The 26,068-nt window shown below is 60.8% G+C and carries 22 protein-coding genes, 1 tRNA gene and 5 pseudogenes; 10 read left to right on the top strand and 18 right to left on the bottom strand.

Going from position 1 to position 26,068, the window contains the following annotated elements:
• Nucleotides 1-14: 14 nt before the first annotated feature.
• Nucleotides 15-581 carry an isochorismatase family protein gene (locus ASF84_RS09795; RefSeq protein ID WP_056837997.1) on the bottom strand — a complete coding sequence of 189 codons (567 nt, stop codon included), beginning with the start codon at nucleotides 579-581 and terminating at the stop codon, nucleotides 15-17.
• A gap of 323 nt (nucleotides 582-904) precedes the next feature.
• Between ASF84_RS09795 and ASF84_RS09790 the strand changes: the two genes are divergently transcribed.
• Nucleotides 905-2,026 (top strand): SMP-30/gluconolactonase/LRE family protein, encoded by a 1,122-nt coding sequence (locus ASF84_RS09790; RefSeq protein ID WP_056837655.1) that lies wholly within the window; start codon nucleotides 905-907, stop codon nucleotides 2,024-2,026.
• Nucleotides 2,027-2,381: 355 nt separating this feature from the next.
• Here the strand turns inward: ASF84_RS09790 and ASF84_RS09785 are convergent.
• A tRNA-Asn gene (locus tag ASF84_RS09785) sits at nucleotides 2,382-2,457 on the bottom strand.
• Nucleotides 2,458-2,618: 161 nt separating this feature from the next.
• Between ASF84_RS09785 and ASF84_RS09780 the strand changes: the two genes are divergently transcribed.
• A complete protein-coding gene (locus tag ASF84_RS09780) occupies nucleotides 2,619-4,244 on the top strand; it encodes an NADP-dependent glyceraldehyde-3-phosphate dehydrogenase (RefSeq protein WP_056837653.1) in 1,626 nt (541 codons plus the stop codon).
• 48 nt (nucleotides 4,245-4,292) lie between these two features.
• Here ASF84_RS09780 and ASF84_RS09775 read toward each other — a convergent pair whose 3' ends face one another.
• From ASF84_RS09775 to ASF84_RS09730, 13 genes and pseudogenes are all read right to left on the bottom strand, one after another.
• The gene (locus ASF84_RS09775; RefSeq protein WP_056837652.1) at nucleotides 4,293-5,903 is read right to left on the bottom strand and encodes an amidohydrolase family protein; all 1,611 of its coding nucleotides are present in this window, start codon (nucleotides 5,901-5,903) and stop codon (nucleotides 4,293-4,295) included.
• 105 nt (nucleotides 5,904-6,008) lie between these two features.
• Nucleotides 6,009-7,238, bottom strand: coding sequence for an MFS transporter (locus ASF84_RS09770; RefSeq protein ID WP_056837650.1), 1,230 nt, complete (start codon nucleotides 7,236-7,238; stop codon nucleotides 6,009-6,011).
• 51 nt (nucleotides 7,239-7,289) lie between these two features.
• Nucleotides 7,290-8,180, bottom strand: a complete 891-nt coding sequence (locus tag ASF84_RS09765) for an amidohydrolase family protein (RefSeq protein ID WP_056837648.1) — start codon at nucleotides 8,178-8,180, stop codon at nucleotides 7,290-7,292.
• A gap of 252 nt (nucleotides 8,181-8,432) precedes the next feature.
• Nucleotides 8,433-8,882, bottom strand: a pseudogene (locus ASF84_RS30195) (methyl-accepting chemotaxis protein); the annotation flags it as partial.
• A gap of 570 nt (nucleotides 8,883-9,452) precedes the next feature.
• Nucleotides 9,453-10,379, bottom strand: a complete 927-nt coding sequence (catA, locus tag ASF84_RS09755) for a catechol 1,2-dioxygenase (RefSeq protein WP_056837993.1) — start codon at nucleotides 10,377-10,379, stop codon at nucleotides 9,453-9,455.
• 58 nt (nucleotides 10,380-10,437) lie between these two features.
• Nucleotides 10,438-11,211, bottom strand: a complete 774-nt coding sequence (locus tag ASF84_RS09750; RefSeq protein ID WP_056837646.1) for a 1,6-dihydroxycyclohexa-2,4-diene-1-carboxylate dehydrogenase — start codon at nucleotides 11,209-11,211, stop codon at nucleotides 10,438-10,440.
• A gap of 27 nt (nucleotides 11,212-11,238) precedes the next feature.
• A pseudogene (gene benC, locus ASF84_RS09745) lies at nucleotides 11,239-12,135 on the bottom strand (benzoate 1,2-dioxygenase electron transfer component BenC); the annotation flags it as partial.
• 1 nt (nucleotide 12,136) lies between these two features.
• The coding region (locus ASF84_RS29670) for a 2Fe-2S iron-sulfur cluster-binding protein (protein WP_236709400.1) at nucleotides 12,137-12,363 on the bottom strand (227 nt) is incomplete at its 3' end.
• Between the two features lie 10 nt (nucleotides 12,364-12,373).
• The gene (benB, locus tag ASF84_RS09740) at nucleotides 12,374-12,862 is read right to left on the bottom strand and encodes a benzoate 1,2-dioxygenase small subunit (RefSeq protein ID WP_056837642.1); all 489 of its coding nucleotides are present in this window, start codon (nucleotides 12,860-12,862) and stop codon (nucleotides 12,374-12,376) included.
• Nucleotides 12,859-14,115: pseudogene (gene benA, locus ASF84_RS09735) on the bottom strand (benzoate 1,2-dioxygenase large subunit); the annotation flags it as partial. The gene benB and the pseudogene benA, both read right to left, overlap by 4 nt.
• A 99-nt stretch (nucleotides 14,116-14,214) precedes the next feature.
• A pseudogene (locus ASF84_RS30190) lies at nucleotides 14,215-14,314 on the bottom strand (hypothetical protein); the annotation flags it as partial.
• Nucleotide 14,315: 1 nt separating this feature from the next.
• Nucleotides 14,316-14,451: hypothetical protein (locus ASF84_RS29660; RefSeq protein WP_236709408.1), on the bottom strand; the 136-nt coding region annotated here is incomplete at its 3' end.
• Nucleotides 14,452-14,592: 141 nt separating this feature from the next.
• A complete protein-coding gene (locus tag ASF84_RS09730; protein WP_056837641.1) occupies nucleotides 14,593-15,801 on the bottom strand; it encodes an ammonium transporter in 1,209 nt (402 codons plus the stop codon).
• A 336-nt stretch (nucleotides 15,802-16,137) separates the two neighbouring features.
• Here ASF84_RS09730 and ASF84_RS09725 point away from each other — a divergent pair, with 336 nt between their 5' ends.
• The 8 genes and pseudogenes from ASF84_RS09725 to ASF84_RS09690 form a co-directional block, all read left to right on the top strand.
• Nucleotides 16,138-16,452, top strand: coding sequence for a DUF883 family protein (locus ASF84_RS09725; protein WP_056837990.1), 315 nt, complete (start codon nucleotides 16,138-16,140; stop codon nucleotides 16,450-16,452).
• 4 nt (nucleotides 16,453-16,456) lie between these two features.
• A complete protein-coding gene (locus ASF84_RS09720; protein ID WP_056837639.1) occupies nucleotides 16,457-16,849 on the top strand; it encodes a phage holin family protein in 393 nt (130 codons plus the stop codon).
• Nucleotides 16,846-17,202 carry a hypothetical protein gene (locus tag ASF84_RS09715; protein ID WP_056837636.1) on the top strand — a complete coding sequence of 119 codons (357 nt, stop codon included), beginning with the start codon at nucleotides 16,846-16,848 and terminating at the stop codon, nucleotides 17,200-17,202. Before ASF84_RS09720 ends, ASF84_RS09715 begins: the two co-directional genes overlap by 4 nt.
• A gap of 127 nt (nucleotides 17,203-17,329) precedes the next feature.
• A complete protein-coding gene (locus tag ASF84_RS09710; RefSeq protein ID WP_056837633.1) occupies nucleotides 17,330-18,493 on the top strand; it encodes an EAL domain-containing protein in 1,164 nt (387 codons plus the stop codon).
• Nucleotides 18,494-18,559: 66 nt separating this feature from the next.
• Nucleotides 18,560-19,891, top strand: a complete 1,332-nt coding sequence (locus ASF84_RS09705; protein ID WP_056837631.1) for a deoxyguanosinetriphosphate triphosphohydrolase — start codon at nucleotides 18,560-18,562, stop codon at nucleotides 19,889-19,891.
• Between the two features lie 226 nt (nucleotides 19,892-20,117).
• Nucleotides 20,118-20,516: a response regulator gene (locus ASF84_RS09700; protein ID WP_056837629.1), complete on the top strand. Its 399-nt coding sequence runs from the start codon at nucleotides 20,118-20,120 to the stop codon at nucleotides 20,514-20,516.
• A gap of 280 nt (nucleotides 20,517-20,796) precedes the next feature.
• Nucleotides 20,797-21,423, top strand: coding sequence for a response regulator transcription factor (locus ASF84_RS09695; protein WP_056837628.1), 627 nt, complete (start codon nucleotides 20,797-20,799; stop codon nucleotides 21,421-21,423).
• Between the two features lie 42 nt (nucleotides 21,424-21,465).
• Nucleotides 21,466-23,412 (top strand): annotated as a pseudogene (locus ASF84_RS09690) (transporter substrate-binding domain-containing protein); the annotation flags it as partial.
• Nucleotides 23,413-24,583: 1,171 nt separating this feature from the next.
• Here ASF84_RS09690 and ASF84_RS29050 read toward each other — a convergent pair.
• From ASF84_RS29050 to ASF84_RS09680, 3 genes are all read right to left on the bottom strand, one after another.
• Entirely contained in the window at nucleotides 24,584-24,793 is a 210-nt protein-coding gene (locus ASF84_RS29050) for a hypothetical protein (RefSeq protein WP_156684193.1), read from the bottom strand.
• A gap of 319 nt (nucleotides 24,794-25,112) precedes the next feature.
• Nucleotides 25,113-25,535, bottom strand: coding sequence for a hypothetical protein (locus ASF84_RS09685; RefSeq protein ID WP_056837622.1), 423 nt, complete (start codon nucleotides 25,533-25,535; stop codon nucleotides 25,113-25,115).
• A gap of 63 nt (nucleotides 25,536-25,598) precedes the next feature.
• On the bottom strand, nucleotides 25,599-26,066 hold the full coding sequence (locus tag ASF84_RS09680) for a hypothetical protein (protein WP_056837620.1): 468 nt from the start codon (nucleotides 26,064-26,066) through the stop codon (nucleotides 25,599-25,601).
• Between the last annotated feature and the right edge of the window lie 2 nt (nucleotides 26,067-26,068).

Raw genomic sequence — 26,068 nt, 5'->3', positions numbered from 1 at the left:
GCTGCCACCTGACTTCATATGGTGAACTGTGCGATCACTTCTTCCGATGACATGACATCGGCATACTCGTTACCGAGAATCGCCAAGGTCAATTCATGCACGGTCGTGGCGCTCCAGGATGCTCCATTCGTCCCTGACACGGGCACGGCGGTCGTGGCATCTGAAGGAAGAATGATGCCATAGCCGAGCGCCTTGCCCGCACGAACCGTCGCATCCATGCTGTTATGAATGACCACCCCGGTCAGCACCAGACGCGTCGCCTGCAGGTGTTTGAGCGCAGCGTCCAGTTCAGTGCCGATAAAGGCGCAGTTTTCCTGTTTGCTGACAACGATTTCTCCCGCTACAGGGGCCACCTCTTTCTTTATGCCGTTCCACGGGCCATGGACGTAGTAACTGGATGCAGGCGTTCGCTCATTGTGCTTTACATGAATAACCGGCCAATCGTTTGACCGCCAGTGTTCAAGAAGGCGTTGAATCACAGCCAGATACCCAGGGTTACTTTTGCCCTCCCAGTTCGGCTGATCAATCGCTTCCTGAACGTCAAGGATGACCAGGGGGATGGGGCCGGATTGATCCTTCATCATTTCATCGCCTCAAGATACGCTGAAGGTCAGTGTGCTGAAGCGAACCGCTGCCAGCAACTGCCAGCGTGCAATTACAGTGCGGGTCACACGCACAGCGGCCTGATCGTGAACAGCTTGTCTACCGTTGATTCGACAGAACAAGGGTTGACTGCACCATCATGCAGCTCAGGTTGCGTGCTACCTGCCAAGAAGAAAAATCATCAAGGCCGCTTGTGGCTGACTGACTTCATATGCGGTCATCAACTCAACCATCTTGTACGATGTCTTATCACAAGGTATTACTACGTCTCTCAAAAAAACAAGACCAAGGAGACCGCTACATGAACTCATTCCTGTCCGCCGCGCCTGCAGACCTTGACCAGGCCGAGGGCAATACCCGACGCAACTTTCTCAAGAAGTCCCTCGCCGTTTCCGCGACCCTGGCGACTGTTGGCAGCGCTGCCCTGCCCCGACTCTCCGAGGCGGCCGAGCCCTTGAGTCAACGCTACCCGGATCCGCTGATTCAGGTCCTCGACGACAGCTTCCTGGAGTTGCGTGTCTTTAACGCCAGTGTTGAAAAACTGGCCACCGGCATGCGTTGGGCCGAAGGACCGGTCTGGGTCGGCGATGGCCGCTATTTGCTGGTCAGCGACATCCCCAACAATCGCATCATGCGCTGGGACGAAATCACCGACACCTTCTCGGTGTACCGCGAACACGCCAACTTCTCCAATGGCATGTGCCGGGATCGCCAAGGGCGCCTGATCGTCTGCGAAGGCTCAACCACAACCCGTGAAGGCCGCCGCATCACACGCACCGAATACAATGGCGCGATCACCGTGCTGGCCGACAGCTTCGACGGCAAGCCCTTCAACTCGCCCAACGATGTCGTCTGCAAAAAAGACGGATCCATCTGGTTCACTGACCCACCCTTCCAGACCGGCAACAACTACGAAGGCCACAAAATCACCCCCGTCCAACCTCACGCGGTTTACCGCATCGACGGCGAGACCCAGAAAGTCACCCGGGTCATCGAAGATCTAAATGGTCCTAACGGGCTGTGTTTTTCACTCGATGAAAAAACGCTGTTTGTCGTCGAAGGTCGTGCCAAGCCCAATCGATTGATCTGGGCGATCACTGTGAAAGACGACGGCACACTGGGCGAACGTCGCAAGCACATCGAGGGGCTGGACTACGCGGCGATCGACGGCATCAAGTGCGACGAAGCGGGCAACATCTGGTGCGGCTGGGGTGGTAATGGCGATGCCAGGGCCGACCTGGAAAAACTCGACGGCGTGCGCGTGTTCAATCCGCAGGGCAAAGCCATCGGGCATATCTCGCTGCCAGAACGCTGCGCGAACCTGTGCTTTGGGGGACGCGAAGGGAATCGACTGTTCATGGCCAGCAGCCACTCGGTTTATTCACTGTTTGTGAATACGCGTGGGGCGACGTTGGCGGTGTAAAAATGACGCTGTCCTGTCGTGCATCGAAGGGTGCGCGACAGTCATGCGCCTTTACTGGCGCCCATCATCATCGCGCCTCACCTTCCGGGCAGCGCGCTAGGCCCGGTTCGAGGGCGAATGCAGATTGCCAGGCATGCAGCGCCCGCAAAGATGGCGCAGAACGCGCCTAGATTAGGTGTGACCGTGGTTTTGCCCAGTCCGCCCTTGATTGAAACGATGGCGATGCGCCTTTGCAAGCGGGCATAAAAAAGGCCTTGCGCTACTCTCATTCCGAGGACCAAATGACGTACACGCTGTCATTTGGTCTCATTTTCGGTGAAAGCTGCGCAAGACCTTGATTTACATCTAAAAAAACTGGCTCCACGACCTGGACTCGAACCAGGGACCCAGTGATTAACAGTCACTTGCTCTACCAACTGAGCTATCGCGGAATGAGGGCTATCTTACTGATTTAAATACGGTAGTCAAGCACCGCCCCTAAAAAAACCGAAAAAAACCCAGGCGAATCAACGACCTCAGGTTTCATCGGTCATGGCAGGTGGCGTAGTGTGTTCAAAGCCGTCTTTCCAACCCATCACAGTGAGGTGAGTTCATGCCACAGGGTAATCGTCTTGAATCCTTGTTCCCCAACGCCGACCAGATTCCTGACATCTGGCGCCCGGGCCCTGCCATCGAGCAGCGCGAGTATCTGGTCGATGGCCTTCTGGAGTCCTGGCCAGGCGCCCTGGCCCCGGTGCGCAGCCCGATCAGCTTGCGCCATGGCGACACGCTGGAGCCGGTGATACTGGGCAGTACGCCGCTGATGGACGCCGAGACCGCAATGACCGCCCTGGATGCGGCCGTGCGGGCCTATGACCGTGGCCAGGGTGCCTGGCCGACACTGCGGGTGGTCGAGCGTATCCAGCACGTCGAGACGTTCCTCAAGCGCATGCGCGAGCAGCGCCAGGCGGTTGTCAAGCTATTGATGTGGGAGATCGGCAAGAACCTCAAGGACTCGGAGAAGGAGTTCGATCGCACCTGCGACTACATCGTCGACACCATCAATGCCCTCAAGGAGCTGGACCGGCGCTCCAGCCGTTTCGAGCTGGAACAGGACACCCTGGGCCAGATCCGCCGTGTACCGCTGGGCGTGACCTTGTGCATGGGGCCGTACAACTACCCGCTCAACGAAACCTTCACGACGCTGATTCCGGCGCTGATCATGGGCAACACCGTGGTGTTCAAGCCGGCCAAGTTCGGCGTGCTGCTGATCCGGCCGTTGCTCGAAGCCTTCCGCGACAGCTTTCCGGCCGGGGTGATCAACGTGATCTACGGCCGTGGCCGCGAGACGGTCAGTGCCCTGATGGCCACCGGCAAGATCGATGTGTTTGCCTTCATCGGCACCAACAAGGCCGCCAGTGACCTGAAGAAACTGCACCCCCGCCCGCACCGCCTGCGTGCCGCCCTGGGCCTGGATGCCAAGAACCCTGGCATCGTGCTGCCGGATGTCGACCTGGACAATGCCGTCAGCGAGTCGGTCACCGGCGCCCTGTCGTTCAATGGCCAGCGCTGCACGGCGCTGAAGATCCTGTTCGTGCATGAGGAGGTGGTCGAGCCGTTCCTGGAAAAATTCCAGGCCCGGCTGGCGCAGCTCAAGCCCGGCATGCCGTGGGAGCCAGGGGTGTCGCTGACGCCGCTGCCGGAACCGGGCAAGATCGATTACCTGCAAGGCCTGGTGGCCGATGCCGTGGAAAAAGGCGCTCGCGTGGTCAATGAAGGCGGCGCAGAGGTACTGGAGAACTTCTTCTACCCGGCCGTGCTGTACCCGGTGACCGCCGACATGCGCGTCTATCACGAGGAACAGTTTGGCCCTGTGGTGCCGGTGGTGGCCTACCGTGACCTGCAGACGGTCATCGACTACGTGCTGGACTCCGACTTTGGCCAGCAACTGAGTATTTTCGGCAACGATTCGGCGCAGGTAGGCCGGCTGGTGGACGCCTTTGCCAATCAGGTCGGGCGCATCAATATCAATGCCCAGTGCCAGCGTGGCCCGGACCAGTATCCGTTCAACGGGCGCAAGAACTCCGCTGAAGGCACCCTTTCGGTCCACGATGCGCTACGGGTGTTTTCGATCCGGACCCTGGTGGCCACCAAGTTCCAAGAAGGCAACAAGGCGCTGATCAGCGAGATCATTCGTAATCGTGAGTCGAGCTTTTTGACCACTGATTATATTTTCTGAGTGAGACGGCAACACCGGCGCCCGGCGGGTGGGCGCAGGTGTTGCCGGTCAGAATCCGTAGAGCTGCGCCGGATTGTCCACCAGGATCTGCTTGATCAGCGCATCATCGTTATCGGCCCAGTCGAACAGCATCTCCAGCAGGTCGGCATCATTGGGCATCGGCACCGGTATGCACGGGTGCGGCCAGTCACTGGCCCACAGCACCCGCTGCGGATTGGCCGCAATAAGCGCCCTGGCATACGGGGTCACGTCATCGTAGGGAAGATCGTTGCAGGCCGTGAAGCGATAAGCCCCGGAGAGCTTCACCCAGGCACGTCCCTCCTCCAGCAAACGCACAAGGTCCATGAAGCCCGGATGCTCAAGCCCGGTACTGGTCGGCATATGACCCATATGATCGATCACCACATCGACCGGCAGGCTTTTCACGGTTTCATACAGGTCAGCGAACTCGGTGATGTCGATCAGCAGTTGCAGATGCCAGCCGAGCACGGCCACCTTTTCGGCCAGGGCGGCGACATCCGACACTTCTACGCCACTCTTGAAGATCAGGTTCACCCGCACGCCTCGCACGCCCAGCCGGTGCATCTCCTGCAACGCGTCAGGATCGGCATCGGCGTCGATCACCACCACGCCACGAAAATCGCTGCCCGCCTCTTTCAGTGCGGTCAGGGTCGTGGTGTTGTCCGCACCGTACACGCTTGGCTGCACGATCACGCCACGGCTCAGCCCCAGCGTCTGCTGCACCTTGCGAAAGGCCTGCAGCGAGGCCGGCGGTGGCGTGTACGAGCGATGCGGTGTGAAGGGCTGGCCGTGCTCGTCACCGAACACATGGAAATGACAGTCACAGGCCCCGGCAGGTAATGCCCGAGGCAGGGTCCGCGGTGCCGGATCAGGGCCTGGGCACTGCGGAGCATAGGTCTCGCCCAGCGAACTCATGCGCGTGACTTCCCAGCCTTGCAGGCCGCGCAAACCGTTGCGCTCGGCCGAGTTGATGATCTGCTGCCAGGTCGCGCGCCGGGCAAGGTCAGGATCGCCCAGCTTGATGGCATCGAAGACAGCCTGGTGCTCGGCCAGCAGCACCTCGCCCAGGTCCCTGGCGCTGACCAGGCGACGCTCGAGCGAAGCCGCCTCGAACACATGGCCGCACAGAAAAATAATGAAGTTGCGGAAATACTCGTTGCCGGTGGCATCGGCAATGGCGCGCTTGAACTGCAAACTGTGCTCGACAATGGACTCGGCGCTGTGGATACCGGCGCGCAGGGTGTCGAGGGCGGCCGCAATACTGGCCAACTGACTGAGGGACCGACGCCTGGCGGCCATGCTCGCCGCCGCCACCTCCAGGTCCAGGCGCAACTCGTACAGTTGACGCAGCTTGGACGTGTCGCCCAGTTCTTCCTGGGTGATGCGAAACGTGCTCTGGCTCGATTGCGTGGCAACGAAAGCGCCCAGGCCCTGACGACTGATCACCAGCCCTGAGGACTTGAGCCGGGCCACCGCTTCACGCACGACATTGCGACTGACCGCAAAGGATTCGGCCAGGCGGGTCTCGGTCGGGATACGGTCGCCGGGGCGCAATCGACCGTCGCGAATCTCACCTTCCAGGTAGCGGGAGATCTCGATTGAAAAATGGTCGCGTCGGCCAATGGCTTTTATAGTCATGCTGCTCTGTCATCGAAAGTCGGGGCGCCCGTTGCCAAACCGCAGGCCCCAGGCGCCCACGGATCGTACGATGCGTGGGCGTTACTTTAACAAAGAGCCGTGCGATCAGTGCAACTGCTTGCCCTTGGTTTCCGGCAGGAAGCAGGTGACCAGCAACACCAGGCAATACGCACCACCGGCAAACATGGCAATGGCCGTGCCCAGGCTGTACTTGGCACTGATATAGCCCACCAGCCCCGGGAACAGCGCGCCAACGGCCCGACCAAAATTATAGGAAAACGCCTGGCCGTTGGCCCGCACCGCCGATGGGTACAGCTCGGTCAGAAACGCCCCCATGCCGCTGTAGATGCCCGAAGCGGTGAAGCCCAGCGGGAAGCCCAGGATCAGCATTTGCGTATTGGTCAGTTCCAGCTGCATGTAGCAGAACACGCTGATGGCCGACAACACCGCGAAAATAATGAAGTTAGGACGCCGCCCCAGCCGGTCGGCCAGGAAAGCCCCGCACACGTAGCCGCAGAACGATCCCAGGATCACCACCATCAGGTAGCTGCCGGTGCCGAACACCGACAGGCCCTTTTCCAGCTTCAGGTAGGTCGGCAGCCACGTGGTAATCGCGTAGTAACCGCCCTGCACGCCCATGCACAACAGCGCCGACAGCAAGGTGACGCGTAGCAGCGACGGCGAGAAGATATGCCAGAACGGCACCGACTCACCCGACTCGCGCTGCTGTTTCTGGGTATTCTGGAAGACTTCCGGCTCTGGCACATATTTGCGGATGTACAGCACCAGCAGCGCCGGCACGACACCGATCCAGAACAACGAGCGCCACGCCAGGTCTTCGGGCAATACGCTGAAGGCTACGGTATAGAGCAATGCTGCCCCGCCCCAACCCACGGCCCAGCCGCTTTGCACGATGCCCACGGCCTTGCCGCGATGCTGGGCGCGCACCATCTCGCCGATCAGCACCGAGCCTACGGCCCACTCGCCGCCAAAGCCCAGCCCCTGCAGGGCGCGAAGGACGAACAATTGCTCGAAGTTCTGCGCGAAGCCGATCAGCACCGTACAGATCGAGAACCACAGGATGCTGATCTGCAACAGACGCACCCGTCCGTAGCGGTCGGCCAGGATCCCCGCGCCCCAGCCGCCAATGGCGGAAAACAGCAAGGTCACGGTACTTAGCAGCCCGACCGAGCCCTTGTCGATGTTCCACAAGGTCATCAACGAGGCGATGACAAAGGTGAAGACCATGAAGTCCAGGGCATCCAGCGCCCACCCGCCGAAAGCGGAATAGAACGTGCGTTTTTCAACCGTACTCAGTTCGCTGAACCAACTCATTATTATTCTCCGCGCCGCCCGCTCGTCATTGGCGAACGGCCACTTTTGTTGTTATCGGAAGTCGTAGAGGGCGGCCGGGTTATCGACCAGAATTTGTTTGCGTTGATGCTCACCGGGCGCCCACAGCGGCAGCCGGTTCAGCAAGGCACCCGTATCAGGCGTGCTCTGCAAGGCCACATGGGGCCAGTCGCTGCCCCATACCATTCGCTCGGGCGCCGCTTCGATCAATGCCTGTGCCAAGGCATCGGCGTCGGCATAGTCGGGTGGCGCATCGCTCAGCCGGTAAATGCCCGACAGCTTGACCCACCAGCCACGCTCGGCCACGTTGCGGCGTAACAACGCAAAGCCCGGCTCCCGAACACCCAGGCGAGCGGGAAAATGCCCCAGATGATCAATGACTACAGGGCACGGCAACCTGGCCATGCGCGCCTGCAACGTTTCCAGGTGCCGGACATCGATCAGAAACTGCACATGCCAGCCGAACTCGGCGACCCGGGCAGCCAGGCGCTCCATCAGGTCCAGGTCCACGCCGCCGCGAAACAGCACATTGATGCGAACCCCGCGTACCCCGCAATGATGCATGTGCTCAAGCACCGCATCGCTGACCTGGTCGTCGACCACAGCGACACCGCGCAAGCAGGCCTGATGACGTTCCAATACCTCCAGCATGTAGCGGTTATCGGTGCCGTAGATGCTCGGCTGGACCAACACACCGCGCTGCATGCCCATGGCGTGCAGCATCTGCAGGTACGCCTGTTCAGGGGCCGGTGCCGGGGTGTAGCTGCGGTCGGCCACGAATGGGTAGCGAATGTGATCGGCGCTGATCACATGGGCATGGGTATCGCAGGCACCGGGCAGAAGCCTGAAGGATGGCGCTTTCAATGACGGCCTGGGTGCTGCGCACAGTGGCGGCAATTCGGCACTGTCAGGGGGATGAGGCATAAGTCCTCTCCTGGAGGGTCCATCACGCTTCAAGCGCTGAACCGCTGTTCTTGTAGTTGTTGGTTGTTGGTTGTTGGTTGTCCAACAAGTTGAAACAAATGGTGAATGGCCTGCCAAAGAATGTCAATCCTTGCGCCAACCGAGACGTGCACCCTGCCTGTTCAGGCGGTTACAAAGCCCGTACGCGCTCCCTGATCCGGGCAGGGAGGCGCCGGGGTACGCAACGCTCGATTAATGGGCACCGCTAATGGCTCAATAACCCCGAGCGCGTGACAACGTCGAGGCCGGAGCCGGGTCGATCAACAAGCCCTCAACCTGCGCCGTCAGCGCCCGTTGAGCGGCCAGCCGCCCCATGACCCGCTCGACAATTTCCATCCTGGCCACCGCCGCCTCGCGCAGGCTTTGCATCGACTGCAAGGCTTGATCCGATTGCGCCAGACCGCTGCGGGCCGAGGCACCCAGTTGATCGATACCGCCACGTGCTTCATCGGCGGTGCGCTCCAGGCTTTGCGCGATCTGATGGATCTGCGCGCTGGAGTCGGTCACACGGCGTGACAGGTGACGTACCTCATCGGCCACCACGGCAAAGCCGCGGCCATGCTCGCCCGCGCGGGCGGCTTCGATGGCGGCATTCAAGGCCAGCAGATTGGTCTGCCGGGCAATGTCCTGGATGCTGCCGACCAGCGCGCTGATCTGCACCGATTGACCACCGAGTTCGTCGAACGAATGCGCCAGTTGGCCCATGGAGCGGTCCAGCTCACCGAGGATTCGGGCCGAGGCCTGAATACTCTCGGCACTGGCGCTGACCTTGCCGCCCGCCTCGCGCGCCATCTGGTTGGCCAGGCGCATGTCCTGTTCGGTGTCGCCGATGGCCAGGGTCAGTTCGGCCAGGCCGCTGTGCAATCGCGGGTCGAGCGGCAGTGGCTCGGGCGCACGCGCCGCCTCGACCAGCAGCGCAGGCGGTGGTGGCAAAGACTCGACCGGAATGTCGACCCGCACCTCGACCGTGCGGACCTTGTCGAAGTGATACAGCCAGCCGGCCGCCAGCAGCGCAAGGATGCCGATCGACAGGCCGATTGTGCGGGCGTCGGGGTAGACAGCGGCCATGAGGCAAGCCAGCAGTGCACTGGCCTGGACCAGTGCGGCAAGGCGCAGACGTGTGTTGGGTGTGTGCATGAGTGGTCTCGTTATTGTTATTGGACGGTGAAACGCAAAAAACCGGACCGGCCTGTAAAGGCGGGCCCGGAGGGACACAGTGCATCGGTGCCGTGATCAGGCGTCCTGCAAGGCCCGTGGCCGGGCGCTGCGCTGCTCGGCCTCGGACACCACGGCTTTCTGTAACTGGAAGTCGAATTTCAACTCGGCGTAGCGGCCTTCGATGCCGCGCGCGCCATCCTCCAGAAAGACCACCTCACCCACCAGGCCATCACGGGTGGCGTAGGCAAAGTCGTCCCAGAGGTATTTCTCGCCCGACAGGTTGATCTGCGTGGTCAGGTGTCGATGGCCAGGTGCCGAGATGAAAAAGTGCACATGTGCCGGACGCTGGCCGTGGCGGCCGAGCAGGTCCAGGCACGCCTGGGTCGGGCCTTGCGGATCGCAGCCGTAGCCGGACGGCACGATGGAGCGCGCGCGGTAACGGCCCTGCGCATCAGTGACGATGCGCCGGCGCAGGTTGTAGGGCGACTGGCTCGAATCGAAGAACGAATAGGTGCCCTGGGTGTTGGCTTGCCACAGGTCGACGATTGCGCCCGCCAGCGGCTTGCCATCCGCGTCGAACACCTGCCCCTCCAGAAACATGACCGTGGCCACGCCGTTTTCAGCGCCGTCATCCAGGCGGGCTTCGCCCTGACTGAGCGGCGCGCCGGCGACATACAGCGGGCCTTCGATGGTGCGCGGGGTGCCGCCGGTCAAGCCGGTCTGCGCGTCCTTGGCGTCCTGCAACAGGTCGAGGAAATGCTCGATGCCAAGGCCTGCAACCAGCAGGCCGGCCTCGTTGCGACCTCCCAGGCGGTTGAGGTAATCGACGGTTTTCCAGAACTCGTCTTCGGTAATGTCCAGGTCCTCGATGAGGCTCGCCAGTTCCTGCAACACCCGCAGCACGATGCTTTTTACCCGCGGACTGCCGTCATCGTTACCAAGGCCGGCCGCTTCTTCGAAGAATGCCTGCAGCGCCGGGGTATGAGAAATCTTCACGGTCATGGTGTTCACCTGTCTTGTTCTTGTGGAGCGTTGTGATAGCGGCCGTTACGCCAATGGCTCAACCCAGGTCGCCACCGCCGACCGGCAGGGTCACGCCCGTGATATAGGCCGCTTCATCAGAGGCCAGGAACAGGATCGGGCCGACCTGCTCATCAATGGTGCCGTAGCGTTTCATCGGGCTGCTGTGCAGGGTCTGGTCGACGATCTGCTGATACCAGACTTTCTCGTCCGGACTCTGCTCGGCACTGTTGCGCGGGATGCGCCGTGGCGGTGCCTCGGTGCCGCCAGGGGCGGTGGCGTTGACGCGAATGCCACGCTCGGCATTTTCGAAGGCCAGGCAGGCGGTCAAGGCATTCACACCGCCCTTTGCCGCGCCGTAGGGCACCCGATTGATGCTGCGGGTGGCAATCGACGACACGTTGACGATGGCCCCCTTGCCCTGCTTGATCATCCACGGCAAGGCCGCATGACAGCACCACAGGGTCGGGAACAGCGAGCGGCGCACCTCGGCCTCGATCTCATGCTCGGCATAGTGCTCGAAAGGCTTGGCCCAGATCGTGCCGCCGACGTTGTTGATCAGCACGTCCAGGCGCCCGAAGCGCTCGACGGCGGCGGCCATGACCCGGCTGCAGTCGGCGTACTGTTCAAGGTCGGCCGTCAGCGCCAGCACCCGCTCGTCACCCAATGCACCGCTGACCTCAAAGACCAGTTCGGAACGGTCGACGGCCACGACCTGCGCGCCTTCCTGCACCAGACGTTCGGCCACGCTGCGGCCGATACCTTGCGCGGCCCCCGTCACCACGACCACCTTGTCTGCAAATCTCGTACTCATGACAACCTCGTTGTAGAAGGATGGAAATCAGGCCGCGCTGGCCGCGAATTTCTCGAAGTAGAAGTTGCTCGGTGTCAGGCCCTGGTCACGCATGTAGGCGCTGACCGCCTCGACCATTGGCGGCGGGCCACACAGGTAGATGTCCACGTCGCCGTCGTTGAGATGACCCGGCTCGATGTGCTGGGTGACATAGCCCTTGTGCGGATGAGCGCTGTCGGGGCTGGCCACGCAGGCGCGCCAGGTGAAACCGGGAATCTGTGCCGCAAAGGCTTCAAGTTTTTCCAGCTCGACCAGGTCGAAGTCGTGGGTGACCCCGTAGATCAGGTGCACCGGGTGGGCACTGCCCTGCCCGGCGATTTTTTCCAGCATCGCGGTGAATGGCGCAAGGCCGGTGCCGCCGGCCAGCAGCAGCAACGGTCGCTTGATCTCACGCAGGTAAAAGCTGCCCAGGGGACCGGCCAGGCGAATGGCATCACCAACCTTGGCCGCCTCGGTCAGGTAACGGCTCATCAGGCCGCCCGGCACGTTACGCACCAGAAAGCTGACTTCGCCGCCCTTTTGCAGCGAGCTGAACGAATAAGCGCGGGTCTGCTCGCTGCCGGGTATCTGCAGGTTGACGTACTGGCCCGGCAGGAATGCCAGGCGAGCCAGCGCGTCGCCCTTGATCGACAGCGCAATCGTGCTGGCAGACAGCGGGCGAACGTCACTGACAACGGCATCGAAGCTCGCTTGCCGGGTCTTGCACACATCCGATGAAGCCGGCACGCGCACCACGCAATCGCTGGCGGCGCGCATCTGGCAGGTCAGCACATAACCTTGTTCGGCCTCTTCCTCGGTCAGGGCATCCTCGATGTATTCCTGGCCCAGGTCGTAGGTGCCGGCCTCGGCAAAGCACTTGCAGGTGCCGCAGGCGCCGTCGCGGCANCCTTGTTCGGCCTCTTCCTCGGTCAGGGCATCCTCGATGTATTCCTGGCCCAGGTCGTAGGTGCCGGCCTCGGCAAAGCACTTGCAGGTGCCGCAGGCGCCGTCGCGGCARTCCAGCGGRATATTGATRCCYTGGCGATAGGCCGCATCGGCGACGGTTTCGCTGCCAGTGGCCTCGATGAAACGGGTCACCCCGTCTTCGAAATTGAGCGCGATATGAAAGCTCATGGGTGCACCTTCAGATGTGATAGACGTCGATGACCTGRCGCACATAGTCGTTCTTGAGCACCACCTTCTTGGCCTTGATCAGCGGCTGTTCGCCACGGATGTCCAGGGTGTAGAAGCTGGTGCCGAAGTGGCTGTCGACCGTCTTGTAGCGAAAACTCAGGGTGTGCCAGTTGAAGCGCACCCTGGCGATGCCATCGCCCTGCTCCAGCACCTCGATGTTGCTCAGGTTGTGCGAGGTGCGCGTGTCGGGGATCGTCGCGCTGGAGCGCTCGGTCTTGATGCGGAAYACCCGGTCTTCCAGCCCGCCGCGRTTGCCGTACCAGATCAGCGAGATTTCCGTCTGCGGGTTCTCGGTCAGCGTGTCGTTGTCATCCCAGGCCGGCATCCAGAAGGTCGCGTCAGGGGCGTACAGCTCCAGCCACTGGTCCCATTCGGCGTCATCCAGGTGGCGTGCTTCGCGGTAGAGAAAGTCGCGCACCGCTTCGTAGGTGAKGGTCATTGCACAGCCTCCACCGGGATCAGCGCCTGCTGCGTCTGTCGGGTCTGGTCGACAGCGGCCGCCTGCTCGGCSGCCAGGGCCTTGAGCATGGTCTGCTGCCAGTAYTGGTGCTGCAGCACGAACAGGCCTTCGTCCTCGGTGCGCACCCCGGACAGCAGCGGCTTGAGCTCGATTTCCTGCGCCGCCGCGTCCGCCCCTTCGATCCAGTGCGTGGCGCCGCGCGACATGTCGTTCCAGCCGGTGCCGCCGCCGTAGCCGGTCTGGCACGAGCGGAACTCTTCCAGGTCGTCCGGGGTGGCCATGCCGCTGACGTTGAAGAAGTCTTCGTACTGGCGGATGCGCCTGGCCCGCGCCTCGGCGCTCTCGCCCYTGGGCGCGATGCAGTAGATGGTGATTTCGGTMCGGTTCACCGAGATCGGCCGGGCGATGCGGATCTGCGAGCTGAACTGGTCCATCAGGTAGACGTTGGGGTACAGGCACAGGTTGCGCGAGTTCTGGATCATCCAGTCGGCRCGSGCCTGGCCGAAGTCGCGCGCCAGTTCGTCGCGRCGCTCGAAGGCCGGGCGGTCCTCGGGGTTGGCCCAGCGCGTCCACAGCAACARGTGRCCCTTGTCGAACGAATAGAAGCCGCCCCCGGTCTTGCCCCAGCTGCCGGCGCTCATGGTCTTGATCTCTTCGCCGGCTTCACGCAGCTTGCGCTGGTTCTGGGTCGCGGCGTAGTTCCAGTGCACGGCACTGACGTGGTAGCCGTCGGCGCCGTTTTCGGCGGTCAGCTTCCAGTTGCCTTCGTAGATGTAGCTGCTGGAGCCGCGCAGCACTTCCAGRCCCTCGGGCGACTGGTCGACGATCATGTCGATGATCTTGGCCGACTCGCCCAGGTGCTCGACCAGYGGCAGCACGTCGGCGTTCAGGCTGCCGAACAGAAAGCCGCGGTACGACTCRAAACGCGCCACGCGGGTCAGGTCATGGGAGCCTTCRCAGTTGAAGCTGTCCGGRTAGCCGGCGTCCACCGGGTCCTTGACCTTGAGCAGCTTGCCGCTGTTGTTGAAGGTCCAGCCATGGAACGGACAGGTATAGGATGACTTGTTGCCGGTCTTGTGCCGGCACAGCATCGCGCCGCGATGGCTGCAGGCGTTGAGGAAGGCGTTGAGCACACCGTCCTTGTTGCGGGCGATGAAGATCGGCTGACGGCCGATCTGGGTGGTCAGGAAGTCGTTCTTGCCGGGGATCTGGCTTTCGTGGGCCAGGTAGATNCCGTCCTTGTTGCGGGCGATGAAGATCGGCTGACGGCCGATCTGGGTGGTCAGGAAGTCGTTCTTGCCGGGGATCTGGCTTTCGTGGGCCAGGTAGATCCAGTTGCCTTCGAAGATGTGCTTCATCTCCAGGTCGAACAGGCGCGGATCGGTGAACATCTCCCGCTTGCAGCGGTAGATGCCCTGCTCCTTGTCTTCCNAGTTGCCTTCGAAGATGTGCTTCATCTCCAGGTCGAACAGGCGCGGATCGGTGAACATCTCCCGCTTGCAGCGGTAGATGCCCTGCTCCTTGTCTTCCAGAAGCTGCGAATTCAGGTAATCAGATCCGAGGGACATGACCTGTGGCCTCCAATTGTTATTGTGCAATTGAGGCCATGGTAGGACGAGGTCGGAAGCCGGAAATATCCAGTTCGTGCAGACCTCTATCCATATCTCGCAAAGTTTCGGCAGCGCGGTGCGCAACACACCGCGCTGCTTTCAGTCCTGGCTGACCGCGCCGATCTTGTGAATCGACAGGTCGGCACCGTAGTACTCCTCTTCCTGGTTCAGGCGCAGGCCGACGATCAGCTTGAGCCCGCCGTAGACGGCAAAGCCGCCGACCAGCGCCACCACCACGCCCAGGCCGGTGCCGATCAACTGGCTGATCAGGCTCACACCGCCCAGTCCGCCCAGCGCTTGCTGGCCAAAGATGCCGCAGGCGATGCCGCCCCAGACGCCACACAGGCCGTGCAAGGGCCAGACCCCCAGCACATCGTCGATCTTCCAGCGCACTTGAGCGGCGGTAAAGGTCCAGACGAACAGCGCACCGGCCATCACCCCGGTCAGCAGCGCACCGACCGGGTGCATGAGGTCGGAGCCGGCGCAGATCGCCACCAGCCCGGCCAACGGACCATTGTGCAGAAAGCCCGGGTCGTTACGGCCTGTCAGCAAGGCCGCCACCGTGCCGCCGACCATGGCCATCAGCGAGTTGACCGCCACCAGGCCGCTCACCGCCGGCAAGGTCTGGGCGCTCATGACGTTGAAGCCGAACCAGCCGACAATAAGGATCCAGGAGCCCAGGGCCAGGAACGGAATGCTCGAGGGCGGATACGCCACCAGACGACCGTCGCGATAACGACCGTTGCGCGCCCCCAACAGCAATACTGCTGCCAGTGCCAGCCAGCCGCCCATGGCGTGCACCACCACGGAGCCGGCAAAGTCATGGAAGCCCGCCCCGAAGCGCGCCTGCAACCAGGCTTGCAGGCCATAGTTGCCATTCCACACCATGCCTTCGAACAACGGGTAGACAAAGGCCACGATCAGCGCCGTGGCGCACAGCTGTGGCACGAAACGCGCACGCTCGGCAATGCCACCGGAAATGATCGCCGGGATGGCCGCGGCAAAGGTCAGCAGAAAGAAGAACTTCACCAGACCATAACCGTGGTCGGCATTGAGCACCGCCGCCGGCTGCATGAAGGTCACGCCATAGGAAATCCAGTAGCCAATGAAGAAATAGGCCAGGGTCGAGACTGCGAAATCACTGAGAATCTTCGACAGGGCATTGACCTGGTTCTTCTGCCGGACCGTGCCGACTTCCAGAAAGGCGAAGCCGGCATGCATGGCCAGGACCATGACCGCGCCAAGCAGCAGAAACAGGGTGTTGGATCCATGGACCAGGGTGTCCACGGCGCTTTGCAAATTTTCCATTGGAAAGGCAGACCTGCAGGTTCTTGAAAGCACCAAAGCGATACATTCTTCAGCCGGCGCGCACCGAACTGGCGCAATACACTGGCAACCCGATCCTTCGGCCATGCCCCGAGCGAGGGCATGAAGTGAAAAATGCTTCGGATATTTCTCGGTTTTTGGAGTTTTGGCGTAGGGTATGCGCCCAACGCCGCGCCCGTTTGGCGCAGTTACGCCACAACATGCACCATCGCGAAGCAAAAGCTGTACCAGTGCGTTGTTGCCCTGAATGGCAATCGAAGTGAACCTTCCTTGAAACGCTCTACTCTCAATCCCTACATGCCCTTCATGGAGAAAATCATGGCCCGTCGTACGCCTCAAAACGCTCAGGAAATTCTCTTGGCCGACTTCCAGACCCTGGTTGCCGATACCGAAAAGCTGCTTGATCACACCGCATCCCTGGCCGGCGAACAGGCCGACCTGCTGCGCGACCAGATCAAGGACAGCCTGCTGCGTGCCCGCGAAACCCTTAAACAGACCGAAGACTCCCTGCGCCAACGCGGCGAAGCCGCCGTCATTGCCACCGAAGACTACGTGCAGAACAACCCCTGGCAGTCAGTGGGCATCGCCGCCGGTGCCGGGTTCCTGATCGGCCTGCTGGCCTCCAGGCGTTAAGGCCATGAGTGCGGAAACGGAAGCCGCCGCAGCAAAGGCGGCACAAGGACCCTCACCACGGCGTCTGGGCGCCGCCTTCGTCGGCCTGCTGCACAGTCACATCGAACTGTTCGGCATCGAACTGCAGGAACAGAAGGCCCGTACGCTGCATCTGCTGCTGTTTGCAGGCCTGGCCCTGGTATTTGCCCTGTTGCTGCTGACCGCGCTTTCGGCCCTGGTGCTGATCGTGCTGTGGGACAGCTACCGCATGGTAGGCATCATCGGTCTGTGCGTGTTCTATTTCCTCGCCCTGCTGTTCTTTGCCCTGCGCATGCGGGCGGCGATTTTCGACGAATCCTCGCCGTTCAGTGCCACGCTCGAAGAACTGGCCAATGACCGTGAGCGACTGCTGCCATGAGCGAACCCAAATCACATCAAGGCAATACCCGGCGCGAACTGCGCAAGGCACTGGTGCGTCTGCGCATGGAAATGCACCGTCAGGAAATCCGCCACGAATCCACCCAGATGATGCAGCCCCTGCGTCGGGTACGTGGCATGGCGCATAACCTGCCGGGGACACTGGGTATTCGCCATGCGCCCCTGTGGGGTGTCGGTGCGGTGGCCCTGCTGGGCTTTCTGAGTGGCAAGGGCGCCGGGCGCGAGCGCGTTGCACCGGCACGGGCGGGCGGCCTGAGCCGGCTGGTCAGGCTGAGCGTGACGCTCATGCCGCTGATCAAGCTGGCCATCCAGAGCCGCCTGCGCAAACACTGAGCCGCCTGCGCTCTGCCGCCCTGTTGCGTGCTCTGGCTACAATCTTGCAACACACTCACCCTCAGCGCCTGGGGCCACACCCCGGGCGCTGCTTTGTGTGCACGGTCAATTGTTCAAGGAGCACGTTGTGATCGAAGGGCAACCCATTGCCTGCTTCCAGCCATTCATCGATACCGCCACGGGGCGTATCGCCGGTGTAGAAGCCCTGGGCCGACTGCGCGACGCGCAGGGCAACCTGCAGTCGGTCGGGCCGCTGTTCAACGATCCGGTGCTGCCAGGCGACACCTTGCGTCAACTGGACCGGGACATCCGCGACCATGCCCTGAGCCGGCTGCACGAGGCGCCGCAAGACTGGTTCCTGAGCCTGAACATGTCGCCGCGCTGGATCAGCAGCGTCACGCCCGATGAACCCCTGCCCAGCCTGCAACAGCTTGAACGTCACGGCGTGGCGCCGCAGCGGGTGGTGTTCGAGATCACCGAGCTGGGCGGCGACAGCCAGCGCCTGGGCGAGGTGGTCGATCGCTACCGCAAGGCCGGTGCCCGCATCGCCATTGACGACTTTGGCGCCGGCTACTCGCAACTGGACCGGGTACTGGCCTTGCAGCCGGACATCCTCAAGCTCGACATGCGCCTGTTCCAGGCGGCCGCACGCGGCGGTCCGAGCAGCGACGTGGTGCGTGCCCTGGCGCTGATGGCCGAGAAGACCGGCTGCTGGATCATTGCCGAAGGCGTGGAAACCGAAGCCGAGCTGCATTTCGCCCTGGAATGCGGGGCGCGTTATGTTCAGGGTTACCTGTTTGCCCATGCTGAAGAGCACTTTTTTGCCGCTGACACCTTCGTCGCCACCTTTGCCGCGCTGCGTGATCGCTATGTGCTGCAAAAAGTCGCCGAACGTGCACGACTGATGATCCTGCGCCAACAACTGGCCCGCCTGATGGGCCTGCTGCAACGCTGGGCACTGGATGATGCGCCGGTCAGCGAGCTGCCCCATCCGCAGGACTATCCCTGGCTGCTGCGCTTCTACCAGTGCGACAAGCATGGCACGCAACTGACACCGAACCTGGAATGGCGCAACGGGGCCTGGCAGGCCGATGCGCGCTACCTGGGGCACAACTGGTCCTGGCGACCCTATTTCTATCATCTGCTGGCCGAGGGTTGGGAAGAACGCCGGCTGATCCTGTCCAACACTTACCGTGATGCCACCAGCAACCAGTACTGCCTGACAGCCGGGCAGTTCTATGCCACCGGCACCCGCCTGCTGCTGATCGACATCGATGCCGCCGGGTGGTGACAGCGCTTGCAGCCAGGCGTGTGAACGTCGAAGCTAGCCCTCTTATGAGTACACGGAGTGAAGGCCTTGGACTGGCAGACCCTGCTTAACCGCGAACGACTCGGCAAACCGCTGCACAGCCCTGAAGAGCTGGGACGCAGCCCGTTTCACAAGGACCATGACCGGATCATCTTTTCCGGTGCCTTTCGCCGCCTGGGGCGCAAGACCCAGGTGCATCCGATGTCGAGCAACGACCATATCCACACCCGCCTGACCCATTCGCTGGAGGTCAGCTGCGTAGGCCGCTCGCTGGGCATGCGGGTCGGGGAGACCCTGCGCGGGCAATTGCCCGACTGGTGCGACCCGAGTGACCTGGGCATGATCGTGCAATCGGCCTGCCTGGCCCACGATATCGGCAACCCGCCGTTCGGCCACTCCGGTGAAGACGCGATCCGCAACTGGTTCAAGCAGGCGGCAGGCCGTGGCTGGCTGGACGGCATGAGCGAAGTCGAGCGCAACGACTTCCTCAACTTCGAAGGCAATGCCCAGGGCCTGCGGGTACTGACACAACTGGAGTACCACCAGTTCGATGGCGGCATGCGCCTGACCTACGCCACCCTGGGCACTTACCTCAAGTACCCCTGGACGGCGCGGCATGCCGACTCGCTCGGCTACAAGAAACACAAGTTCGGCTGCTACCAGAGCGAACTGCCGGTACTGGAGCAGATCGCCCACAAGCTGGGCATCCCGCAGGTCGAAGACCAGCGCTGGGCCCGGCATCCACTGGTGTACCTGATGGAGGCCGCCGACGACATCTGCTATGCGCTGATCGACCTGGAAGACGGCCTGGAAATGGACCTGTTGCAGTACGCCGAAGTCGAAGCGCTGCTGCTGGACCTGGTGGGCGATGACGTCCCCGACACCTACCGCCAACTGGGTCCCGGCGACTCGCGGCGGCGCAAGCTGGCCATCCTGCGTGGCAAGGCCATCGAACACCTGACCAACGCTGCCGCCCGGGCCTTCGTCAACCAGCAGCAAGCCTTGCTCGACGGCCGCCTGGAGGGCGATCTGGTCGAGCACATGCACGGTCCGGCCAAGCGCTGCGTGCTCAGCGCCAAGGACATGGCACGCAAGAAAATCTTCCAGGACAAGCGCAAGACCCTGCACGAGATCGGTGCCTACACCACCCTGGAAGTACTGCTCAATGCCTTTTGTGGCGCGGCCGTCGAGCAGTTTGGCGGCCGGACACCGTCATTCAAGCACCGGCGCATCCTCGACCTGCTGGGCACGAGCGCACCGGCCCCGGAGGCGCCACTGCACAGTGCCTTTTTGCGCATGATCGACTTCATCGCCGGCATGACCGACAGCTACGCCAGCGAGATGGCACAGGAAATGACCGGCGGCTCGGGGCATCGCTGAAGCCTGAAAGCCGCAACGGTGCAGGGTTTTCCTGCACCGTTGCGCAGCAAAGCACGCTACAAGTTCGGAAACACCCTACGCATTTGTCAGAAATATCCTATCGCCGCCTGAACAAGCGCTCCTGAATAATCCCCCCCATTCTGCGCCCTGCCCGCGTCCCGCAAAGCCTTGCCAAACCGGGCCATGATGCCCGGAGCCCTCCTCTCTGAACCTGCCGGAAGACCCCATGTTCAAGCACAACCTGCGGATCCTGCTGGTGGAAGACCACCCTTTCCAACTGATCGCCACCCAGATCCTGCTCAATAACCAGGGTTACTTCCTGCTGACCCCGGCCCTCACCGCGGCCGAAGCCTTCGCCGCACTTGAACGCAGCCCCGAACCCTACGACCTGCTGCTGTGCGACCAGTGCCTGCCGGATATCGGTGGCCTGGAAGTGATTGATCACGCCTGGCGCAAAGGGCTGGCCCGCCAGGCCATCCTGCTCAGCGGTCTGGAACATGAGCAGTTGCAGGGCCTGGAACAATCGGCCCGGCAGCGTGGCCTGCCGCTGCTGGGCTGCCTGAACAAGCCCCTGCACGGTCCTGACCTGCTGCGCTTGCTGAGCCCACCGGCCACTGAAGACTGAGTCGATGGCGAGCCTGACCTGTAAGTAAGAACTCAAACATTATCGTGTAGGAATTTTCTCTAAAACAATAAACGCCTCCCGCCTGTCTCTTTCCATTACATACTGGCCATTCGCACATTACTTTAAACATTCGCCCTGGACCGGGGCACTAACGTACGCCAATACGTTAATTTCTGTAGGAACTTTCCTATATACATCAACCAACCCTGTTCATTCATGTGACTTGCCAACCATCTGAGCTAATGTGCGCGCTTTCTTCGCTGTCTGTATGGATTGAATTATGAACTCAGTTTTTATCATCGACGACCATCCCGTTATTCGCCTGGCCGTGCGCATGCTGCTTGAAAATGAAAACTACGAAGTGGTCGGCGAAACCGATAATGGCGTGGACGCCATGCAAATGGTGCGTGAATGCATGCCCGACCTGATCATTCTCGACATCAGCATTCCCAAGCTCGATGGCCTGGAGGTACTGGCCCGCTTCAATTCCATGGGGCTGCCCTCGAAAATCCTGGTCCTCACCTCACAGACGCCCAATCTTTTTGCCATTCGCTGCATGCAATCGGGCGCCGCCGGCTATGTGTGCAAGCAGGAAGACCTCAGCGAACTGCTCAGCTCGGTCAAGGCGGTATTGTCCGGCTACAATTACTTCCCGAGCCAGGCGCTCAATACGCCCCCCGGCGAAAATGGCAACCCCAGCGAAATCGAACTGTTCAAACTGGTCAATGATCGCGAATTGATGGTACTGCAACTGTTCGCCCAGGGACGCTCCAACAAGGAAATTGCCAAGGGCATGTTTCTCAGCAACAAGACCGTCAGTACTTACAAGACCCGGCTCATGCAGAAACTCAGGACCAAGACGCTGGTGGAACTTATCGAGATGGCTAAACGCAATGCATTGGTGTGAGTAAAGTGGATGTCGAGGTGTCTTGAAAACAGCTTTAAACGGATGACGTGTCTGCTGCTGGCCTGGGGACTGCACACAAGCGTCATGGCCGCCGCCCCCCTCAACCTGCTGGGGCGCTCCCACCCCACGCACATCGAGGTCAGGCTCGACCGCGCGCAATGGCAATGGGTGCGCAGCCAGAAAGAACTGGTCCTTGGCACCTCTGTTCCCGACTACCCGCCCTTTGACATGACGCTTTCGGGACGCGACTACGAAGGGGTGACCGCCGACTATGCCGGCATCGTTGCCCAGGCACTGGGCGTGCCGATCGTGGTGCAGCGCTTCGACAGCCGCGACGCGGCCATCGAGGCCCTGAGGCAGGGTCAGATCGACCTGCTGGGCAGCGCCAATGGCTTCGAGGCCAGAGAGCGCAATGTCAGCCTGTCCACCCCCTACGCCATTGACCAGCCGGTGTTAATGACCCGCACCGGAGAAACACGCTCGTTGAGCGACGGCCTCAAGGGCATGCGCCTGAGCATGGTCTATCACTACCTGCCACCGGCCGAAATCCAGGCCATGTACCCGGGCGCCACGCTGCAGGTCCATCGCTCGTTCCAGAGTGCCATAAATGCGGTGGCCTTCGATCAGGCCGACGTATTCATCGGCGATGCCGTTTCCACCCGCTACATCATCAACAAGGGCTATCTGAACAACGTGCAGGTGGCCAGCTTCGGCAAGCACGAGGCCAACGGCTTCGGTTTTGCGGTGCGCAGCGATAACACCCGGTTGCTGGAAATCATCAACCAGACCCTGCAAGCGATTGCCCCGGTCGAGCGCTTCGAAATCTCCAGGCGCTGGGGCACCGGCGACCAGCCCATGCCTGGCAGCCCTGCACTGTCGCTCAGCCCGAGCGAACAACGCTGGATCGCGGCGCACCCGCAGGTCCGCATCGTGGTCAATGAAAACCATGCGCCCCTGACCTTTTTCGATGCCGACGGGCAGTTTCGCGGTATTACCGCCGACCTGCTCGACCTCATACGCCTGCGCACCGGGCTGCGCTTCAAGGTCCAGCGCTCACCGGACACCCGCGACATGCTGCGCCAGATCAACCAGGGTGAGGCCGACATGATCGGCGCCCTGATGGTCAGCGACGAACATGCCGCCCAACTGGGCCTGAGCCGCCCCTGGCTGGACAACACCTTTGTGCTGGTGACCCGTCGCAATGCCCCGCTGGCGGCCTGGCCCTTGCAGATGGGCGGCAAGCGCCTGGCCGTGGCCCGGGACAGCCCGCTGCTGTCCTGGCTGCGCAGCCAGCACCCCGACATCGTCATCGTGCCCATCGACAATCCGCTGCAAGCGCTTGAGCTACTGGCCGACGAGCGGGTCGACGGCGCGGCGGTTTCGTTGCTCAGTGCCAACTACTTCCTGGCCTCCGGGCACTTCGCCCAGCACCTGCGCATTACCGCGACCCTGGGTGAACAGCCGGCGCTCATCGCCATGGCCACCGCCGCACAGGCTACCGAACTGCGCTCGATCCTCGACAAGGCACTGACCGGCATCGCACCGCAGGACATGGCGGCCATCAACGAACGCTGGCGCACCTACAACCCCAACGGGGTCAACTGGCACGCGTATCAGCGCCTGATCTATCGCATCGTGTCCGGCGCAGGCCTGGTGCTGCTGGGACTGCTGGCCTGGAACGCCTGGATGCGCCGCCAGATTCGGCAACGCAAGCTGGCCGAACGTGCACTGAGCGATCAACTGCAATTCATGAACACGCTGCTCGACGGCACGCCGCACCCGATCTATGTCCGTGATCGCGAAGGCCTGCTGCGGCTGTGCAACGACAGCTACCTGCGCACCTTCTCGGCCACCCGCGAAGCAGTCATCGGCCAGTGCGTCACCCAGGGGGTTCTGAGCGATCCGGCCGAAGCGGCCGAGTACGCCGCCGACTACCAGCAGGTCATGGCCACAGACCCTATGAACGGAGCAATAAAGCCTATACAGATCAGCATGTTGAGCTGAAAAATGCCGTTTTTAACACGGCCTTTTTTGTGCGTTTGGCACCCAGCAAAATCAGGGGATTGTGGTTGGGTTTTGGGGAGTTTTTTCAGTCACTCCGGTGAGCACTCCCTACCCCACCCTTCTAGTCACGATGAATAGGTCAGCGCATCCGTGTTGCGCAATCGTCAAAATAACTAAAACACACCCTTCGTTGCCCATGACTCTCAAAGCCCATTAATAAACCAGTGCTAGCAGCAGATATCAAAATGCCTCTATACTCATATAACCATCAACCCGATAACTACGGCAAAAATAACTATGAATGCGATAAAGCTTCAGCTGCTTGCGATCTCCATATTTGGGCTTGAAACTGTGCATGCGGAACAAATCGTTCATACTATAAAATTTCCATCCAGTTCCATGAAGAGCGGAATATCTAACAACCCACCGCCTGAGCGTGTCGTTGAGCAACCTAAGGCCATAGATCATCCAGAACAATCAAAGCCGGATACAAGCGAAAGCCTCAGTTCCCCAGAAAGGAAGACTTATCCATACACTAACAACCACACCTATACATCAACCTATAGAAACACATCCAAAGAGCGCGCACTAGAAACAATGCATAGTCAGCGAGCCAAATTCGAAGCAACTTTTAACGCGCATGCAAAATCTTGGAAAGCCGCCAATACGTCAGCTCCAGTATGCGGTTCCGACGGACCTAAGAATGAGTATTGGATATGCGAAATCACGGTGACATATAGCGGTGAAAGCTACCTATCTCCAGACTCACTTGCGGGTCCAGCGAAAGTTTCAGAAAGGTAAGCGAAGGCTCGTAATCGCAAGCAGCCTAGCGCGTCGGTCAGACCCGACATTAAGGCAAAGTCCGCGGATGCCGGCAATGGCCAGGACAATCACGCCAGTTCCCCGCCCGCCGCCGTGTACATTGCCAGCAGATCAGGCTCTTGCTTTTCTTCCTGCGCACGCTCGGCGGCTTAGATCTGCAGCAGGTTGGCCAGCTTGTGCTCGCGCTGCCAGTTTGGAGCGTGGTAAGTCGAGCTATAATTTTTCCCCAGAACAAAAAAGCCCGTGCTGAACGGGCTTGTGAACGCAGGATTGGTTTTAAATATCCATAGATAAGACTGCTTATGAGTCTATATAAAACTTTATAGACGACTTACTAAATGCTTATAATTTTAAAGAAAGGATTGGAGTCATCTTCTGACTCCTTCTTTTTCTTTATGATTTCATATTTATTTTTCTTTAGCGCATCAACGATACTCGAAGCTAGCTCACTCCTAGTTTCGTCACCATTCACGCACCCACTAAGTATGGCTTCAGAAATTATTTTCTTAATTTCCCTTTCGCGATTTTCTTTTTTAGTACCCACTATCCCTCCTCAAATCCAAGCACCGACATCAAGAGCAAAATTTTAACTTACGAGTACTAAAACCGCCTAAAAACAAGGTTTTTGGTTAATACAAAGTAAAAACTGCAACCCTGCAGACCACCTTACTTATAAAATGATGCTTTTGGAAGGGTATGGATGCATAACTATGAAAAATAGCAACCGGAACAGGCTCAATGGCAAAGCAATTTCTCAATAGGGGTTGTAAGCTTTGCCACTTGCTCAACCGTTCGACCGTGGTCATAGGATAGATAGCCAACCTCCACCAGCACCCCGACGGCTAGGACCAGGCCGGCCACCATCACGCCAGCGCCCGCCGCAAGCCTTCAGCAAACACCGCCTCCGGGTATTCAAAATTGGCGTTCTCATGCTTGATGATCGCGTGCATCAGGCCGGCCAGCACCCGGACATCCTTGATGTTGCGGATCTGTTCTGTGGGTTTCAGGCCGCACCGGGCTGCCACGGCATTGATGTAGGCCCCGGTGTCGTTCTCCACCTCCGGCGCCCAGCGCTTGATGATTGCCTGCACGGTCTGCAGCTTGTGCTTCTTGTAGTAGGTCTGCAGCAGCTTGCCCAGGGCCCGGATGCCGTTCTCCGGGGTGTCGAACACGGCGAACCGGCCACCGGGACCGCCCTCCTTGCCAGTCTGGCCAACCCAGTCGTTGGCCTTGCTCCAGTCGATATTGCCTGGGTTGCGATTGCGGACGCCGCGTGTCGTGGTCATTTCACTTTCCTTTGGACGAAAAAAAACCGCTCAAGGCGGCTGGGATACCGGAATTTGTAGTCGTTACGCCTGCTCAGGCTCAGGCTCGGGCGCTACCTCTACAGATTGGGCCGGGGTCAGTCGTTCGATCTCGGCCAGGGCGGCCTGCAGTTGCTCATTGAGCGACTGGTTATTTTGCGTCAGGGTCTCGACCTGGGCCGAAGACGCGTCAGCCTTCGCTTGCAGGTCAGCCAGCGCAGCGTTGGCCTGCTCGACAATCTGCTGGTTCTCCTGCTCCAGTGCGGCGGCATGCTGCGCGTATTGCTCGACCTGGATCAGGGCCTGGGTTGTTGCCTCACCCAGCACCTGGGTCAGCGGCACAGAGCCGGGGAAGTCAGCCGTGCCGAGTTGCACAAGCTCTGTCTCCCGGCTGCTGATGACAGCGCCGTCTTCAAGAACCTGATCCAGGCCGCTCTCTTGCGCTCCGATGCGCCCATCTTCATGCCAGCGAATCAGGACTGAACTGCGGATACTGCGTTTTTCAAATGACATAA

It is taken from the genome of Pseudomonas sp. Leaf127 (assembly GCF_001423155.1).
GTDB lineage: Bacteria > Pseudomonadota > Gammaproteobacteria > Pseudomonadales > Pseudomonadaceae > Aquipseudomonas > Aquipseudomonas ovata.
The sequence above is the reverse complement of the archived record's forward strand: the minus strand, read 5'-3'. Positions and strand labels throughout refer to the sequence as shown.